Annotated in this window: 15 protein-coding genes; 6 read left to right on the top strand and 9 right to left on the bottom strand. The window is 39.1% G+C overall.

What is annotated here, in order from left to right; genetic code table 11:
- Positions 1 to 294: 294 nt before the first annotated feature.
- The 3 genes from AC5JMK_RS04135 to AC5JMK_RS04125 all read right to left on the bottom strand — a co-directional run bounded on the left by AC5JMK_RS04135 (position 295) and on the right by AC5JMK_RS04125 (position 2,286).
- Positions 295 to 864: an ABC transporter permease gene (locus tag AC5JMK_RS04135; RefSeq protein WP_096675479.1), complete on the bottom strand. Its 570-nt coding sequence runs from the start codon at positions 862 to 864 to the stop codon at positions 295 to 297.
- Between the two features lie 3 nt (positions 865 to 867).
- On the bottom strand, positions 868 to 1,608 hold the full coding sequence (locus tag AC5JMK_RS04130; protein ID WP_096675478.1) for a prolipoprotein diacylglyceryl transferase: 741 nt from the start codon (positions 1,606 to 1,608) through the stop codon (positions 868 to 870).
- A gap of 102 nt (positions 1,609 to 1,710) precedes the next feature.
- Positions 1,711 to 2,286, bottom strand: a complete 576-nt coding sequence (locus tag AC5JMK_RS04125; protein ID WP_096678877.1) for a TIGR04376 family protein — start codon at positions 2,284 to 2,286, stop codon at positions 1,711 to 1,713.
- Positions 2,287 to 2,692: 406 nt separating this feature from the next.
- On the opposite strand from AC5JMK_RS04125, the gene AC5JMK_RS04120 reads away from it, so the two are divergent.
- Complete coding sequence (locus AC5JMK_RS04120; RefSeq protein WP_096675477.1) at positions 2,693 to 3,205, top strand: hypothetical protein; 513 nt, start codon at positions 2,693 to 2,695, stop codon at positions 3,203 to 3,205.
- A 78-nt stretch (positions 3,206 to 3,283) separates the two neighbouring features.
- On the opposite strand, the gene AC5JMK_RS04115 is transcribed toward AC5JMK_RS04120, so the two are convergent.
- Positions 3,284 to 4,411: a glycosyltransferase family 4 protein gene (locus AC5JMK_RS04115; RefSeq protein ID WP_096675476.1), complete on the bottom strand. Its 1,128-nt coding sequence runs from the start codon at positions 4,409 to 4,411 to the stop codon at positions 3,284 to 3,286.
- Positions 4,412 to 5,678: 1,267 nt separating this feature from the next.
- Between AC5JMK_RS04115 and AC5JMK_RS04110 the strand changes: the two genes are divergently transcribed.
- Together AC5JMK_RS04110 and AC5JMK_RS04105 are read left to right on the top strand one after the other, a co-directional pair.
- The gene (locus AC5JMK_RS04110) at positions 5,679 to 6,089 is read left to right on the top strand and encodes a DUF1499 domain-containing protein (protein WP_495909459.1); all 411 of its coding nucleotides are present in this window, start codon (positions 5,679 to 5,681) and stop codon (positions 6,087 to 6,089) included.
- A 62-nt stretch (positions 6,090 to 6,151) separates the two neighbouring features.
- Entirely contained in the window at positions 6,152 to 7,711 is a 1,560-nt protein-coding gene (locus AC5JMK_RS04105) for a mercuric reductase (RefSeq protein ID WP_495909458.1), read from the top strand.
- 182 nt (positions 7,712 to 7,893) lie between these two features.
- Here AC5JMK_RS04105 and AC5JMK_RS04100 read toward each other — a convergent pair whose 3' ends face one another.
- Together AC5JMK_RS04100 and AC5JMK_RS04095 are read right to left on the bottom strand one after the other, a co-directional pair.
- On the bottom strand, positions 7,894 to 8,298 hold the full coding sequence (locus AC5JMK_RS04100) for an ExbD/TolR family protein (RefSeq protein ID WP_096675473.1): 405 nt from the start codon (positions 8,296 to 8,298) through the stop codon (positions 7,894 to 7,896).
- On the bottom strand, positions 8,282 to 8,935 hold the full coding sequence (locus tag AC5JMK_RS04095) for a MotA/TolQ/ExbB proton channel family protein (protein ID WP_096675472.1): 654 nt from the start codon (positions 8,933 to 8,935) through the stop codon (positions 8,282 to 8,284). Before AC5JMK_RS04095 ends, AC5JMK_RS04100 begins: the two co-directional genes overlap by 17 nt.
- Before the next feature lie 294 nt (positions 8,936 to 9,229).
- Here AC5JMK_RS04095 and AC5JMK_RS04090 point away from each other — a divergent pair, with 294 nt between their 5' ends.
- Positions 9,230 to 10,846 (top strand): energy transducer TonB, encoded by a 1,617-nt coding sequence (locus AC5JMK_RS04090; RefSeq protein WP_096675471.1) that lies wholly within the window; start codon positions 9,230 to 9,232, stop codon positions 10,844 to 10,846.
- A gap of 144 nt (positions 10,847 to 10,990) precedes the next feature.
- Here AC5JMK_RS04090 and AC5JMK_RS04085 read toward each other — a convergent pair whose 3' ends face one another.
- The 3 genes from AC5JMK_RS04085 to AC5JMK_RS04075 form a co-directional block, all read right to left on the bottom strand.
- Positions 10,991 to 11,785 (bottom strand): FHA domain-containing protein, encoded by a 795-nt coding sequence (locus AC5JMK_RS04085; RefSeq protein ID WP_096675470.1) that lies wholly within the window; start codon positions 11,783 to 11,785, stop codon positions 10,991 to 10,993.
- A 128-nt stretch (positions 11,786 to 11,913) separates the two neighbouring features.
- Positions 11,914 to 13,128, bottom strand: coding sequence for a DNA double-strand break repair nuclease NurA (locus tag AC5JMK_RS04080; RefSeq protein ID WP_495909457.1), 1,215 nt, complete (start codon positions 13,126 to 13,128; stop codon positions 11,914 to 11,916).
- A gap of 383 nt (positions 13,129 to 13,511) precedes the next feature.
- Positions 13,512 to 15,392, bottom strand: a complete 1,881-nt coding sequence (locus AC5JMK_RS04075; RefSeq protein WP_096675468.1) for an ABC transporter ATP-binding protein — start codon at positions 15,390 to 15,392, stop codon at positions 13,512 to 13,514.
- A gap of 78 nt (positions 15,393 to 15,470) precedes the next feature.
- Between AC5JMK_RS04075 and AC5JMK_RS04070 the strand changes: the two genes are divergently transcribed.
- Both AC5JMK_RS04070 and AC5JMK_RS04065 read left to right on the top strand, forming a co-directional pair.
- Positions 15,471 to 16,025, top strand: a complete 555-nt coding sequence (locus AC5JMK_RS04070; protein ID WP_096675467.1) for a GNAT family N-acetyltransferase — start codon at positions 15,471 to 15,473, stop codon at positions 16,023 to 16,025.
- On the top strand, positions 16,022 to 16,549 hold the full coding sequence (locus AC5JMK_RS04065) for a GNAT family N-acetyltransferase (protein ID WP_096675466.1): 528 nt from the start codon (positions 16,022 to 16,024) through the stop codon (positions 16,547 to 16,549). Before AC5JMK_RS04070 ends, AC5JMK_RS04065 begins: the two co-directional genes overlap by 4 nt.
- The last annotated feature ends 220 nt before the right edge of the window (positions 16,550 to 16,769 follow it).

Raw genomic sequence — 16,769 nt, 5'->3', positions numbered from 1 at the left:
AGGCTGGTCGTGGCAGCTTGAATCACTGCCTACCCCGAATTATTGAGCCGATACAAAATCATGATGTTTTGGAACTCTGGAGAACAGACGATAAGTGGTTTTCCACAATTCGAGTTCAAGCAGCATTGAAAGTAATTAATTAATAGTCCATTTTTAAGGTGTAATGTACTTTTATTTGTGTCTTATACCAATTTTCTGTACAGCTTCATAAAGAAATGGTATTAGTGTCTTAGTGTTTCAAAAGTTGATTTTTTAACCACTAAGATACTAAGACACCAAGGTGAAAAATCCAAATTAAGACTTTTTCCCTTCCGAGACAAGTTGTGCCAGAATATTACCTGTAATATCTAATAGTTGATCCAAGAAAAAGCCAATAGCGCCAATATAAATTACACCCTCAATAATATTATTATAGTTACCTCCTCTGTAACCATTCCAAATCAAAAACCCCAATCCTTTTCCGACTGTCAACATTTCAATTGCAATCACAGTGAACCAAGCTATCCAAAGACCGGTTCTTAAAGCATCGAATATATAACTGATTGCTACACGAAAATTATTGTCTTGGAGACGACTTTTTCGCATACCCGTAGCTGTGTTAATCATCACTGACCAGATAGCACTAAAAAAAACAACCATACTTGCTGCTACTTCTACTTCTTTAAAAAAGATGAAAGCGAGTGGTACAAGTGCTATGGGAGGAATACTGTAGGGAATTTGTAGCAATCGCTTACATAGTTGATAAAGTAAGGGATTTGTACCAATTGCACTTCCCAGTAAAATCCCTAAGATTGCAGCAGGGATAAAACCCACAAATAACAACTGTAGGCTAGATAAAAAATCTAACAATTTACTATGCTCCATGCCTCACGATTTCAATTGCAACATCTCAGGAATAGAGCGATTGTAATAAATAATAGCGCACAAACAAGCAATTTGAATCGCACTCATTCCTAAGAAAATATGAAAGTCGGGCTTTATAAAATCTATCAAAAATCTAAAAATTAAATAACAAACTAAATAAAATTTAAATAAATCACCTTCTTGGTATTGATAGCGACTGCGAAGGCGTATAAATATAATTAAGATGATTAAAAATATGATTTCATATAATTGGGTGGGATGACGGATAATACCATCACCAAAATCTACACCCCAAGGTAATTTTGTGGCAATTCCATAAGTGCGATCGCTCAATCCAGTTAAAAAGCAACCAATCCTACCAATCGCCGTTCCTAATATTAATGGATAGACAAATACATCACCAGTAGAACGCTTCACACCAATAATTTTTTTGGTAATTTCTACTCCAATCACAGCACCTAATAAAGCTCCAACAACTGTTTTCCCTTGCAATAAGAGCAATAAAAATAGCTGAGAATTTTGCCACAATAAATCAATATGTTGCAGTAAAACTAACGCCTTTGCACCCACAAGCGCACCCAACATCCCGCCCACAATAATAGAAGTGCGTTGTGGTGGTGTAATAATATCCTTGCGGACATTACGCAACACTAAACGTAACGCCACAGTATAAGCGATGGATTCAAATAAAATATGTGGGTGAATCCGCAATGAACCCAGATAAAAATAAACGGGAAATGTCATTGGTCAAGATTCAATAGTTAAGACTCAAGTGTCAAGTGTTTAAGTATCAAAAGTCAAGAGTTATTCACAAATGACAAATGACCAATGACAAATAACAAATAACTATTTTCCCATCTTCCGCTTCATCTGTTCCAACTCAGCTTCAGTTTCCCAACGGCGGAATGTTTCTTCTAAAGGATCATTCCCGCTAGAATAACTACGGCTTTGATTTGACCAACCAGCACTTTCAACACGCTGCTGTGCTTGCGCTTGAGCTCGTGCGCTTTGTGCTTCCGCAGCTTTTGCTTGTACTTCTTGACGTCGTTGTTGAACTTTCTTGAGTAGATCCTGTGCTTGGGTAACGCGTTCTTTGACTCCTTGCATTTGTCCCCACTGCTGATTTCCTTGACGCAAAAGTGCAGCTTCTCTCTCTTGTGCTTTTGCTGCTAAATCCTCTCTACCACCATTTTTTGCCTTTTGGACGCGAATATGCCATCTTTGAATTTCTTGTGCTGTGGACAAAATTTCGTCTTGCGATCGCTTCTCTTGTAATTGTAGATCTGCAATCAACTTTAAAGTATCTTCCTCTTGCTCCCGCAGCTGTTCTAACAAAGCTTCTAATTCCAGATGCGGATTACTTCGCAAGAATTCCTCTAAACGATTTTCCAGAAACCGACTCAAATCATCAAATAAACCCACAGCTAGAACTCCAAAGGTGAAGTATATCACTTTATTGTAGTCATTATTATCACCTGCGAAAAGCTAATGAAAAAATAAAAAGGTAAATATGCAGGTAAAATAGTCTTGTAATATTGTGTTCAATTTCAAGAATATTTTTAGTCTTTAGACTTAGATTTTAGCTTCAAGCTTCCTTCTCAAGGTTGAAGTATTTTATGATTATCTTGCTTAATTTATATATATAGGTATAACGAAACCTCGTCTACCTAAAAGAATTTATAGCCATGACATTCATAAAATTTATTTAGTTATAGGAATTCTATTTTATTTTTGTTGGTATAGCTTACACTCTGCGCTTAAAAAACTTAATACACTACCTGTTAAGCGTTCCTTGTTTTCAAGTCAGCTTTTGCGTTGGGAAAAAATCATGAATTATCTTATTGCAGTTTTATCAGATAGAATACAGGTAGAAGAAGCTTACTCTGCTCTGGAAAAAGAAGGTTTACCTGTCAATCAAATTGATATTTTAGGTAAAGGCTACAAAAGTGCTGATGAATATGGGTTAATCAACCCAAACGTTCAAGCGAAAAAGGGAGCAAATCGTCTAGGAGTTTGGCTAATTCCCTTTGGTTTTATAGCAGGTTATGCTTTCAATGTTTTGACAGGTATTGAAATATTTCCGATTGGTAGCTTTGGCAATCATATCATCGGTGGACTTTTAGGAACTGCTGCTGGTGCTTTAGGTGCATACTTAGTTGGTGGCGGAGTTGGTTTAACTGTGGGTAGTGGGGATGCTTTACCTTACCGTAACCGTTTAAATCAAGGAAAGTATTTAATTATAGTCAAAGGTACTGAGGAATTGACTCGTCAAGCAACTCGCATTTTACGCCAGTTTGAACCAGAGAATTTACAAGGATATATTGAGCCAACTGGAGCATAAATTATCCTTATTTTAGAGTTAAATAAGTCAAGAAAAGGTTAGAGTTAAAAATCTAACCTTTTATGTTTTGCTGCTTATTTACATTTTTGAACGCAACTGAGCAAAACGACTTAATGCACTAAATTGCGGCTTATGTTTGAAGTCATCTAAGTGCATAAGTTTTGCGTTTTGAGCAAGTCGTTGTCCAACAATTTCTTGATAAACAGCTTCATAGCCATCCACCATTTTTTGTACGCTGAAATTATTCTCGACATGCTCACGACACCCATAGCGATCAAGCTGTTCCAGCTTCCTCACAGCATCGACGCATTCTGCAATACTATTACAGAGAAAACCAGTTTTCCCGTGAACAACTACTTCTGGAACTGAACCCATATTCATCGCAATCACGGGTGTTCCTGCTGCCATTGATTCTACCATTACTAAACCAAATGGTTCTCGCCAAGTAATAGTAAATAAAGTTGCTACCGCACCACCCATCAGAGCATTTTTCTGAACATGATTTGCTTCACCCAAGTATTCTATTTGCTTACCATCAATGAGAGGTTTAACTTCTTTTTCAAAATATTCTTGATCAACTACATCTATTTTGCCTGCCATTTTTAAACGCCAACCAGCTTCTTTAGCAATTTGTATTGCTATGTGCGTTCCTTTTTCTGGTGATATCCTACCCAAAAATGCCAAGTAGGGTGATTCTTCTGGTTGAGCATGAAATTGATGGCTGCTGACATCAATTCCGTTATAAACTGTTGCTGCATAATTCAACCCTAACCTCGGTTCACGCTGTGAATTAGAAATACTCACGTAGGGTTGATTTTTAGCATGTACAAATAATTTTTCGTTGTCAGGTGTAAAAATCCCATGCAACGTATGTACAGTAGGTGTCTTGACTAAATTAACGTAGGGTAATGCATTACAACCCATATGAGAGTGAATGATATCAAACTCATCTGCTGACTCATACACTCGACTCAATTCCAACATCTCATAGACGCCATACTCTTTGATACTTTTATCAAGTCGTAAAGCACGAGGATGAACTGATACTAGCTTTGCTAAAGTGAGAGAATCTCCCGATGCAAATAGTGTGACTTCGTGTCCACGTCTGACTAACTCATCGGTTAATAAACCCACTACTAACTCAGTTCCACCGTAACCTGGAGGTGGTACTCTTTCCCACAGTGGAGCAACCTGAGCGATTCGCATAATAGACTCCTGAAAAGAAAGATCACAATTAAAAAGCGGCTACATTGTTTCTAATATGTGTTTTAAAGCAACTCATTGAATTTGAGAGCCTATTTTAAACACTAGTCGAGCCAGGGATTAATACAAAGTTTATATTTCTATAAAGTAAAATTTTGTCTACCCTTAGTGAGGATATATTTGCTTTCAGGTATGAAAAAGAAGTTATTTACAGCCTAAGTTATTCATCAATTAATTTGTCATCTCTCGTAAGAGTGACAACAGAATAATTAAACTCATCTAAAAGGCAGAAATTACCTAGCGTGGAACCTCCAGCCATGTATTAGCTCCTCGAACCCGTAGGTAAGGAGGAGAAGTTTTATTTGTGTATTGCATTCTTGTTTCAAGTTGGTATTAATTGGTATGAGGTTGTAGTTAGAGGTAGCATCTGAGTTTCTATGTTTTCCTTTTGTTGGTGCTGCAAAATTCTGTTGAAATAGCTAGAATAAAATTAATACCAGATCAAAATGTAAATTCCCTTCGCTCTATTAAATCAAAGTAAATTTGATTTTGACGAATGCTTGTGTGTATTTAGAATTATTAAAGTGAGGAGTTTATAGCTTCAATTCCTAATTCTGCCCTGTAATAAATTACTAAAAGCAAGATAGATGAAAGTTTTTATCTCTGTTTTAGAGTCATTCTTAATTCGTCATCAAAGCATATAAAAGTCTGATTTATCTGTTTGTCGATCAGACATTGATCATCAATTCATCAATTCATTAATTCTCGAAATCACTGCTTATGAACCGTCTAATCAACTTATTTCAAAACAAAGCCATTTTATGGATCAGTGTTGTTCTCGTGCTTGTTCTTTACTGGTTGATAGTGAATATTGCCATGTAAACTGATTCAATTGGAGCATCTCAAAGGTTAAAAAAATCCGCCTGCAATTTCAATCGCAGTTTCATAACTCAAGTCTGCTTCAGCAGACTACTTGATTTCTACTTGTGCTATTAGCTAAAAAATGAGATCTTTAGCGGTATATTGAAAAAATTGAGATGCTCCCATTAGCGATTAGATATAGCAATTCTAAATCATTCGTGAACAACAAGATCCCCAACAACTTTTACGAATTCGGGGATCTGACTTCTTTATACGATTAGCAGAATGTTTGATTGATTTGAGTCGTATAAAGAGGATTTGTGCTACGAAACTAAAAGTTTAAACAAGGTGCATTTGCAAGTAAAATACTAACTAATGTATTTATTTAATTTAATTATTAGGATTAACAATGATTTTTGCAGGTAAACGACCATCAAACTTAGGTGTTCGCGATCGCACATTAGCACCTTGTCCAAATAGCCCAAATTGTGTTTGTAGCCAGAGTACAGACGCAGTTCACAAGATAGCGCCATTAACTTATACTTCCAGTCCAGAACAAGCACTAGCAGATATCAAAAGTATCATTCAGTCCCTCCCAAGAACAACTATCATCAACGAAAGTGATGATTATTTGTATGCTGAGTTTAAAAGTGCCTTGATGGGATTCGTAGATGACGTTGAATTCTATTTAGACCGTAATGACAATATTATCCATGTTCGTTCAGCTTCACGACTGGGTCAAAGCGATTTGGGTGTGAATCGCAACCGCGTAGAGACAATTAGAACAAAGTTAAACGAGATACAGCAAAACCGTCGTTAGCTAGATGAAAAATAATCACTAGAGTTTTAGGATAAACAATATTACTTATTAAGTGGCCAGTCATGAGCCAAGCAGTATTTCCACCTACAGATCAACCCATAAGTGTTCCACCTATGGATCGCTATAATCAGGAGTTGATCGAAAACCTCCACCCGCCAGATTGGAGTAACCCTGAACCCGCACCTTGTTACAACTTGGTGGTAATTGGTGCGGGTACTGCTGGATTAGTGACAGCTGCGGGTGCTGCTTTGTTAGGTGCAAAGGTAGCTTTGGTAGAAAAGCGCCTGATGGGTGGAGACTGTACCAATGTTGGTTGCGTACCGTCGAAAACCATGATTCGTTCGGCGCGCTTAGTTGCAGACATCAAACATGCTGGAAAATTTGGTATTGATACTTTCCACTACATTGACATTGATTTCCCAGCCGTGATGGAACGATTGCGGCGAATTCGTACAGCTATTAGTCCTCACGATTCCGCCAAGCGGTTTCAGCAAGAATTTGGAGTAGATGTATTTTTTGGCAATGCATATTTTTCCGGTCGTGATACTGTAGAAGTAGCAAATAAAACTTTACGATTTAAAAAAGCAGTTATTGCCACTGGTTCTAGTCCTAAAAAATTATCAATTGCAGGCTTAGAAGAAGTTCAATATTTAACTAACGAAAACGTATTTTCTCTGACATGCAGACCAAATCGTCTTGCTGTCATTGGCGGAGGTTATATTGGTTGCGAATTAGCTCAAACTTTCCGTCGTTTAGGCTCAGAAGTTATTGTGCTGCAAAAAGGTTCGCAGTTGTTGGGGCGCGAAGATGCAGATGCAGCAACAATTATCCAAAAAACTTTTGTCAGAGAAGGTATTCAGTTAGTTTTAGGGGCGAATATTTACAAAGTTGAACGCCAAGACACAGATAAAGTTATCCACTATGAAGCCAACCAGAAAGACAAACAGGTGCATGTAGATGAAATTCTCGTAGGAGTCGGGCGATCGCCTAACGTGGAAGATTTAAACTTGAACTCTGTAGGTGTCCAATATGACACAAATAAGGGAGTCATGATCAACGATTACCTGCAAACAACTAACCCCCGTATATATGCGGTGGGAGATGTTTGTATGGCATGGAAATTTACCCACGCTGCTGATGCAGCAGCAAGAATGGTGGTTCAAAATGCGCTATTTTCAGTCTTGGGAGTGGGACGCAAAAAACTGAGTTCGCTGATCATGCCTTGGTGTACCTATACTGATCCAGAGGTTGCCCATGTTGGTATGTATCCTGAACAAGCAAAAGAAAAGGGTATAGAAATTGACAATTACTACATCACATTAAATGAAGTAGACCGAGCAATTATCGACGGTGAAGCAGAAGGGTTTGTCAAATTTCACGTCAAAAAAGGCACTGATAAAATATTAGGTGCAACCATTGTGGCTCGTCATGCTGGAGAGATGATCAACGAGATTACCTTAGCAATGACCAATAATTTGGGAATGGGAGCGATCGCCAAAACAATTCATCCCTATCCTACCCAAGCAGAAGCTATCCGCAAAGCCGCCGATGCTTACAATCGTACCCGTTTGACTCCTTTAGTTAAGAAAATCGTCTCTAGTTGGTTATCATGGCAGCGTTAGCTAGAGTGCGATCGCCTCACATAATCACATGTCTCATTTTTTCTGTGTCACCAAAACACGCCAAAGAATAAAGACTGTAAATCCCACATAGGCAAATACAGTCAGCCATTCTTGAGGACTACCAAACGTGTCATCCATTTTTGATCTTTCCCACCATAAGTCTAATGTAACCCAAACCACTACTATGGTTTTTGAGTCGCAATAGCCAACTTAGCTCCCTTAACTTGTCGTACCTTATCCATTACCGTCACAACTTGACCGTGACCAACTTTTTCATCAGCACTAATAATTACCAAAGCTTCTGGATTAGAACCCACCAAAGTACGTACTTGTCCTTCTAATGCATCAACGGTAGTGGGTTTACGGTTCAAGCTGACTTGTCCATCTTTATCTAGCGTCACAGTAATTTTAGTCGGAATTTGCTGTTGCTTGGCTGTTGCTGCCTTGGGTAAACTGACTGGTAAACCCTCCGAACGAGTTAAATACAATGTTGACATAATAAAAAATGTCAAAATTGCAAAAATCACATCTATCATCGGTACGATATTAATCTGCGGTGGTAAATCTGGTTCATCTAGTGGGCGCATAACTTCTTCCTCCTCTCTCGTAACGACGACGATACAGTAATTCTAATTGTCCACCGTATTCTTGAATCGAAGCTATTTGACGCTGGTACAGACCTCGGAACGTATTAGCGAAAAGTAATGTAAAGATAGCTACAACCAATCCTGATGCTGTAGACACAAGCGCTTCACTAATACCTGCGGTGACACCTGCGGTTTTTGTACCTCCCACATCACCAATATCCAGTGCTGCAAACGAGACAATCAATCCCAATACAGTTCCCAGCAAACCCAACAGTGGTGCAAGACCGATGATTGTCTCGAAAATGTTTTGGAAACGCTTGAGGACAGGAATTTCTGCTTGAGCTTCACTTTCTAAAGCCAGACGGAATTCTTCCGGTGTGGGTTCTTCTAATTGCAACGCCGAGAGAAAAATCCGCGCGATGGGTAAGTCGGCATTTTTTTTCAGTTTATCTATTGCACTAACAACGTTCTCTACACGATAGAGATTTAATACTTCTCGTACTACTTTATTTTGACGAGTGTTGATGCGATACCAGAAAAGCACCCGTTCAATAATCAATGCGATCGCCACCACACTAAATGCAAGCAGGGGCCACATAACCACGCCACCTGTCGAAAATAACTGATTAATTACCATGTAATACTTTCTTGAAAGATGAATAATATCACAGTTAGACTAGCAGTAAATGATATAACTTATCAATAGTCTTTCCAATGAGTAAAAACTCCCTATCAAACTTAATTAGCTCTTCTTGAGATAAAAATTGATTATAACTGCAACGCTCTTGTAGACTCAAAAGCTTGCTAAATGAAGTTTTACGTATCGTCATCTTCCATGAAGAGTTAACTAAAAATTTCCTCATATTATTGCTTGACTTTTGCTTCTAAGCATTCTAACCTAACTACTTAGGTAGTAATTAATTGCAATATTATGAGCTTTTCCAGCATTGCAGTACAGCAGCGAGAAAAAGAAGCCAAAGCTCTAAAGTCTCTTTTGGCCTTTAGCTTGATTGGCTCGCTAACGTTGCATATTGGGATATTAGCTTCTGGCATTGGCAATCTTTTCAACAAACTGCCTTCTGAAGAAGAACCAATAGAATTTACAATTGTTGAACCTGCAACCCTGGAAACGCCAAAACCACCAGAAGAAACCAAAAAAGAAACTGCCAAAGACAAACCCATAGAAAAATCTATAGACAACACTAGTGTTCTGAGTGCAAAAGCGACTACTGACTCTACCAATAATACCGAAATCCTACCTGTACCAAAACCCCCTCAACCATTGGTAAAAGTTGAGAAACAACCGATACCACAACCTACACCTGTTGAACCTGTTAAAGAACAACCAAAACCTCTTGCTACACAGCCAACAGTTACTACCGAAGCTCAAAAGCCTGTTGTCCAGCAACCAGAGAATACACCAAATTCGCGACCGAATCCTACCATTGCAACTACTACTTCACCCGCACCAGCACCAGTGCAGAATAATACAAAGCCAAGCAATGAAAATTTGCGACAGCTTTTAAGCGGAGTAAGAGACTCTAGAAACAGTCAAGAAAATAGAGTTTTAACTAGCAACAATATTGAAAACTCTTCTGTTGCAACAAGTACAGGTACTACAACAAATACTAGAACAGGAAATACCTCTGGAAATCCAACCAGTACAGGTACTGCGACAAGCACTAGAACGGGAAACACTTCCGGAAATCCAACAAATACGGGAACTGGTTCGCAACAAAGCCAACGGGAAAATGTAGCCACAGCACCAACTCCTCCCAAGCTGCAAACAAGTTCAGGAAATGGTCGTGCGGCTTGCCGTGAGTGTAATTCCAAATACCCTGAAGATGCCAGACGTAGAGGTATAGAAGGACGAGTTGAAGTAGCTGTTGATACTGATAAAAAAGGTAATGTTACAAATGTGCGGATTATTAAATCCAGTGGAAATCGCAAACTAGATGAAGCACATCTCAACCAAGCCCGTAACTGGAAATTAAAACCTTCAGACAGTGGTAGACAAGGAGTAGCGATCGCCACTGAATACGCCCTACAAGGTTCGCGTCGTTACCGTAATGTCAAAAAACGTCAAAGACAAAGAGAAGAACAACAAACAAATCAACAAGCAACTTCTAATTCCGCCAGCACACCACAACAAACATCACGACGTAGAAGACGGTTGACTTCAGGAACTATTGTTGATGTTCCCCCAGAAGTCAGAACTAGAAAACAACAGAATACATCTACACCATCTTCTTCAAATCAAACAAATTCAAACCAAACAACATCAAACCAAACAGCAACACCTACTCGTCGCTTACGCCGTCAGCGTGTGCAAACTCCTTCACAGAGTATAAACCAAACTACCCCAAAACCTAGACAGCGACAACAGCAAGTTGCACCTAATAATCCCACCCCAGCAGCACAATCTACGCGTCGTCGCAGACAGATAAATACATCATCGGGATCATCTGGTAATCAGACTCAGTTGAGACAATCACTACGTCGTTTCAAACAACAATCTGCACCTGTTGTACCTCCGGCTTCTGAATAATGCTAAGGAATAGATAATTTGGGATCTGTTTGCTTAGTCTTTGACGATTCTGAGCTTTTTGGGTTTAAACCCAAGCGCGATATATTAAAAAAATTGGGATGCTCCCAGAAACAGGGGATAAGGAAAGGAGGGCGATTAACTGCTTTATTGACGTTTTTGCTTGATCAAGCCTTTGAGGGTTTGTAAATTGTACTTCCCTACTTTTCCAGTACTAAAAAGTAAATATCCCACAGCTAATAAAGCAGATGCTACTAGAAAAGCCAAAAAATTCACTGAAGCGAAAACACCACCAGTAAACACAATAACTCCTATTCCACCCAAGATCAAAAGCAATCCAAAAATCGGATTAAAGCGTCCCCAAAGTAGTATGCCAACTCCTGCGACGCACAGCAATACACCGGGAAGCCTTACGAAAATTCCAATTTGAGTACTAGAAGCTAAAATTACAATTCCAGCAATAATGAGGGATGCACCTAAGACTTTGCTAGTTCGATCAACCTTGTTTTTTTGACTTATGTTAGTATTCTGGGGCTGAAACGCTGTGGGATTGGAAATAGAAATATTATTTGTTTGATTTGGTTGTTGATTTTGAAATATAAAAGTAATTTTTTCCCCTTGAGCCAGGTTAATTTTATCTCCTAAATTGAGGGAATAGCGAGTTTGTGGCTCTAACTTTGTATTATTAAGATATGTGCCGTTAGAGCTTCCTAAATCCTCAATATAGTAGCTATTACCTTCTATATGAATTTCTGCGTGTAGGCGAGAAACTACATTAGCGTCTGGTAAAAAAGTAACATCTATATCTGGATTGATTTTTTCATTCGGTTTACCAATACGAATTACAGCCGGAGGTGTTGGTATTGCGAATGATCTACTAGTTTGAACATGAAACAATTCTAAGTTTAGCCCTGTTATTTGTGATGTACCTAGATTTTGCATAGGTCATACCATTTTGAATTTTGGATTTTGGATTACCCTGCGGGTAGACACGAAGTGGCTTCCAAAGGTAGCCGCAGAAGCGTCTATAGATTTTGGATTGTAATATTTTATTTTGGCTGTATTTTGAGTTAGGCAATACTCCCCCTTTTCCTTGCTTCTTTATAAGAAGTTCCCACATTTCTTATACCAGCTTTAATCATTTGTCGTTCTAACAAAGCAAAGAAACGTGCTTTATCTCCACCACGTACTACTGCTTGATTGTGTGCTTCAGCTATTGCTACAGGGTAGCCATATCCTTTTTGCACTTGTGCCAACATTAATCCCAGTGCTTCATCAAATAAAGATGTATTTTCAACTACCCACACAGGTATTTCTATCCGAGCGATTTCGGCTCCTACATGGACATAACAAAAATAAATTTGCAAATCTTCGTATAAGTCTAGAATACGAGCATTACTGCGCCACAAAGGTCCGCGTTGTCCTGGTTTGAGTTGCGTTGTCCAAACTGTTGTATCGCGTAGTGACTCAAACAATTTACAAGCAACTTTTTCCATTTGATTTGGGCAAAAACTCATACAATCAGGCACAGGATGGGGACAAGCCACAAGTCGCAAAAAGTTCATTGCTTCAATGCTGCGAGATGCACTCAGATAACCCATTAGAGGAATTTGAGCATCTCGCATTTGCCGCCAAGCTTGCAGAATTGGAGGTAAGATATGATCGCGTGCATCAAAAGGTAATTGTTCTAAAAACCAGTAGATTAACGAACCATCCACCATGGCGAGGGTGGGGATTTTTGGCGATTGGGGATTGGTATTGTTCTTTGCTCTAAGCTCTTCTACTACACTACGCGCTAATTCTGCTAAGACTGTTGCTTCGCTAGCAGTACGGCAAAAACTCATCCATTCTTCAGTTTTAATTCCCCATTGACGCGAAATATATAAATCCTCTGGGCGATAAAATATCTCCGGCAAACTATCTAGAATTGGGTGTTTATTTTGACCGTAATGTAAAACAACTCTGCCAATATTGAGCAGATAGCAGTAGGCTATTTCATGATGGTTAGGGCTAATTTGGGAACCATCAGTAGCGATCACAGTATGAACTTTTGGCGGAACAGGGATTTCAATACAACTGTTGAGTGGTTCAACAGGAGTAGCATTCATAAACGGAATGCGATCGCGCCATTTTTCCTGTTTCTGTACAAACTCTTCTTGGCGATCGCAAGCTTTGAGAAAATGTTGTTGAGCTAATTCTAAACGTTGGCGACTAGCAGCAGCTTCTTGTGTAAGATGCTGACTCAAACCCTGCATTTGTCGTGTCAGTTTCGTCAGGTCAAGCATAGGATCGGGGATTGGGGATTGGGGAAGGTAGGGGTCCCCTGGAGGGGATAAGGGGTAATCAGGGTGGTTTCATACAAGCAGAGAAAAATTAAAATCTTCTTTTAAAGCCTCTCCCCTTATTAAGGCTGCGGTGTACACATAAATCCTCTGATCCCCCTAAATCCCCCTTAAAAAAGGGGGACTTTGATTCTAGTTCCCCCTTTTTTAAGGGGGGTTAGGGGGGATCAAAACGCTACTAGGCAACTTTATAAGACTTCTGTGTACACCGCAGTCTTAATAAGGGGAGAGGTTTGGAGAGGGGTAAAAATCTATGCTTCAAAACGATAAATACAGACTTCCATATTTTTCTTTTTTCGTATGAAACCACCCTGCTTACACTACAATTAAGTTCCTAACATTTGTAAGTTGTGTAAGGTAGCATAAAGTCCTCCTAATTGTATTAACTGTTCGTGATTTCCCTGTTCGATTAATTCTCCGCGTTTGAGTACAAAAATCCGATCTACGTTGCGAATTGTGGATAGGCGGTGAGCGATCACAATTGCAGTTCGTCCGATCAATAGCTGGTTTAAAGCTTGTTGAATTAATGCTTCTGTTCCTACATCTAGGCTAGCAGTGGCTTCATCCAAGACTAGAATTTGGGGGTTGCGAATAGCTGCACGGGCGAAGGCTAATAGTTGCTTTTGACCGCTAGAAAGGTTTGTACCTCTCTCTCGCAATTGAGTATCATACCCTTGGGGAAGTTCTTCGATAAATTGGGCAATGTTGGTTTTCTCTGCTGCTTGTCGTACTTCCTCAAAGGAATAACCATCAGCCAAGGTGATATTGCTTTTTACATCGCCAGCAAATAAAAAACCTTCTTGTAAAATAACTGCCATGTAGCGGCGTAGTTCGGCTTGGAGTAATTCTCTGATATCTATACCATCAACTAAAATGCGTCCTTGGCTGGGTTCGTAGAGACGACACAAAAGACGGATGATAGTAGTTTTACCAGCACCAGTGGGGCCGACTAAGGCGATTTTCTCGCCAGGATGAATTGTGAAATTTAAATCTTTAATCACGTAATCATCTTCTTTATAACCAAACCAAACATGTTCAAATTTGATTTCTCCTAATTGTGGTTTGGGATTTTCGGTTTCAGAGTCGAGATGATCGACTATTTCGTCAATATATCCAAATTGAACATCCAAAACTGATACTCTGGGATTAGCGCGATCGCGGATTTCTATGGGTTCATCTAAAATATCAGAAACACGTTCGATGGCAGTGAAACCTGATTGGATGACCGTAAACTTTTCGGCAAATTGTTGTAGAGGCTGAAATAATTTTTCAGCATACAATACAAAAGAAGATAAAATTCCAAAAGTCAAGTTTTTTTGCAAAAGAAAATAACCACCAGTCCACAAAACAGCTGCGATCGCCACCAAGGAAATCCATTCTAATGTTGCAGATACAGCCGTGTCATGAAAGATAGTTTTATCTACTTCTTTGACATAACGTTTATTGCTTTTGCGAAACAACTCAGCATTAAATTTTTCTCGGCGGAAGAGTTGCACAACATTAATACCAACAATATTTTCTTGTAGTTGGGAATTTAATATTGAAAGTTCTTCTCTAGATTTGTAATTAGCTTTGCGGTACTGTTGTTGAAAATAAATGATTAAAGCTGATACAGGTATCAACATCAACAGCAGCATCAAAGCGAGTTTCCACTGGAGCGAAAACATAAAACCGAGAATCACCAGCATGGAAAACAAATCAGATACAATGCCAATTGCCCCAGTCGCAAACACATCTCCTAACACTTCCACATCGCTGGTCAGTCTAGTGATTAATTTGCCTACAGGTGTGCGATCAAAAAAGCGCACTGCTAAAGAAGTAACATGATGAAATAAATCTTGGCGAATATCAGCAGTGATTTGTTGCCCTACCTTCTGTACTAAATAACCTTGAAAACCTGTAAATATCAGTCGAATAATTACCGTGACGACGAACACTCCTTCCAAAAGGTGTAAAGCCGACCAAAAGGGAAGATTGCGTAGAAATTCATAGGTACTCGGTTCTTTACGAATCAGAGAAATAATCTGTCCAATCAATAATGGTTGGACAGCATTAGCCAAAGCTACTGGTACAAGTAATACTATTGATAATGCAAGCGATCGCACATGCCGACGACCATAGGGTGCTAATCGCAAAAATAACCGCCAGTCGTTTTCACGTTGACGGTATTCTGAGTGAGATTTCTTTCGAGGTATAGAGATGCTCATAATAGGAAAATTATATTAATTTTTACAATACTATAAGCAAATTTTTTTAATATAGTGTTCGCGTTCCTACTCATCACCATGCTAAAGATTGAAACCACGCGATTGCACCTCCGACCCTACACTCTTGATGATATCGATGAAATAGCGGTAATTTTGAGCAATCCAGAAGTAATGAAATATTCCCCCAGAGGGCCTATTCCTAAAGATCAAGTCAAAGATGTCACACAACAGATTTTAGAATTTTTTATTCAGCATTGGAAACTACACGGCTTTGGAGTTTGGGCTGTAGTAGACAAAGCTACAAATAAATTGATTGGTCATTGCGGATTAAATTTTTTACCAAACAGTCCCGAAGTAGAAGTTCTTTATCGTTTGGATCAAGCTTACTGGTATCAAGGTATCGCCACAGAAGCAACAAAAGCCAGTTTGAGGTATGGTTTTGAAGAGGTCAAATTAGATAAAATTGTTGCCATAACAGCACCAGAACATACTGCTTCCCGGCGTGTGATGGAAAAAGCCGGATTAAAGTATGAAAAAGATGCTCATTTCTATAATTTAGATGTAGTGTATTATGCTTTGACACGAACAGCTTGGCAACCGGATGAATCTAGTTATCATCTGCAATTTTCATGAACTTGCTACATAGCGATCGCCTACACCTAAGACCATGTCAACTTGAGGATCTTGACTCTCTACACAATTTATGGTGTGAAGCAGATATTCGGCGATTTCTCTTCGATGACCGCCAAATTTCCTGTGAAGAAGCCCAAACCTTTATTGAAGCCAGTATTGCTAGCTTCAGCAATCACGGTTACGGAATTTGGTTATTTTTTGACAATCACAGCGACCAGATAGCCGGGTTTGCAGGTTTACTCCAGACTGAAGAATTACCTAGTTTAATTTTTGGTGTCCGACCCCAGTTGTGGGGACGTGGCTACGCAACCGAAGCTACTTTAGCTGTGCTTGATTATGCATTTGCCAACTTGGGTATTAAATATATAGTTGCAGATGTTGATGAGCCAAACGATCGCTCAATTCGCGTCTTGGAGACAATAGGTATGTCTCGGACAAAAAGAGCCATAGTTAACGAAAGACCTTTGCTTTACTACAAGATTTATGCTCCTAGTAGGGAAAATATCAAGAATGATAGAGATTAACGCTTACGAACATATTGCGGAAGCTGCCCTCAATCAATATGCTGTACAGGGAGAACTTCGGTTTTTGGGTCATAGTGGAAACGTGACCTTTTATGTGGAAACTTGATTTACAACTCAGAAACTTGATTTACAACTCAGAAACTTAATTTACAACTCAGAAACTTGATTTACAACTCAGAAACTTGATTTACAACTCAGAAACTTGATTTACAACTCAGAA

It is taken from the genome of Pelatocladus sp. (assembly GCF_059505505.1).
This window is presented reverse-complemented; position numbering and strand designations above follow the sequence as displayed.

Excerpts from the sequence above, each read along its gene's own strand:
- AC5JMK_RS04070 (WP_096675467.1), top strand. The coding sequence starts at position 15,471 with ATGCTAAAGATTGAAACCACGCGATTGCACCTCCGACCCTACACTCTT.
- AC5JMK_RS04105 (WP_495909458.1), top strand. The coding sequence starts at position 6,152 with ATGAGCCAAGCAGTATTTCCACCTACAGATCAACCCATAAGTGTTCCA.
- AC5JMK_RS04095 (WP_096675472.1), bottom strand. The coding sequence starts at position 8,935 with ATGGTAATTAATCAGTTATTTTCGACAGGTGGCGTGGTTATGTGGCCC.
- AC5JMK_RS04115 (WP_096675476.1), bottom strand. The coding sequence starts at position 4,411 with ATGCGAATCGCTCAGGTTGCTCCACTGTGGGAAAGAGTACCACCTCCA.
- AC5JMK_RS04135 (WP_096675479.1), bottom strand. The coding sequence starts at position 864 with ATGGAGCATAGTAAATTGTTAGATTTTTTATCTAGCCTACAGTTGTTA.
- AC5JMK_RS04100 (WP_096675473.1), bottom strand. The coding sequence starts at position 8,298 with ATGCGCCCACTAGATGAACCAGATTTACCACCGCAGATTAATATCGTA.
- AC5JMK_RS04065 (WP_096675466.1), top strand. The coding sequence starts at position 16,022 with ATGAACTTGCTACATAGCGATCGCCTACACCTAAGACCATGTCAACTT.
- AC5JMK_RS04120 (WP_096675477.1), top strand. The coding sequence starts at position 2,693 with ATGAATTATCTTATTGCAGTTTTATCAGATAGAATACAGGTAGAAGAA.
- AC5JMK_RS04075 (WP_096675468.1), bottom strand. The coding sequence starts at position 15,392 with ATGAGCATCTCTATACCTCGAAAGAAATCTCACTCAGAATACCGTCAA.
- AC5JMK_RS04130 (WP_096675478.1), bottom strand. The coding sequence starts at position 1,608 with ATGACATTTCCCGTTTATTTTTATCTGGGTTCATTGCGGATTCACCCA.
- AC5JMK_RS04085 (WP_096675470.1), bottom strand. The coding sequence starts at position 11,785 with ATGCAAAATCTAGGTACATCACAAATAACAGGGCTAAACTTAGAATTG.
- AC5JMK_RS04110 (WP_495909459.1), top strand. The coding sequence starts at position 5,679 with ATGATTTTTGCAGGTAAACGACCATCAAACTTAGGTGTTCGCGATCGC.
- AC5JMK_RS04080 (WP_495909457.1), bottom strand. The coding sequence starts at position 13,128 with ATGCTTGACCTGACGAAACTGACACGACAAATGCAGGGTTTGAGTCAG.
- AC5JMK_RS04090 (WP_096675471.1), top strand. The coding sequence starts at position 9,230 with ATGAGCTTTTCCAGCATTGCAGTACAGCAGCGAGAAAAAGAAGCCAAA.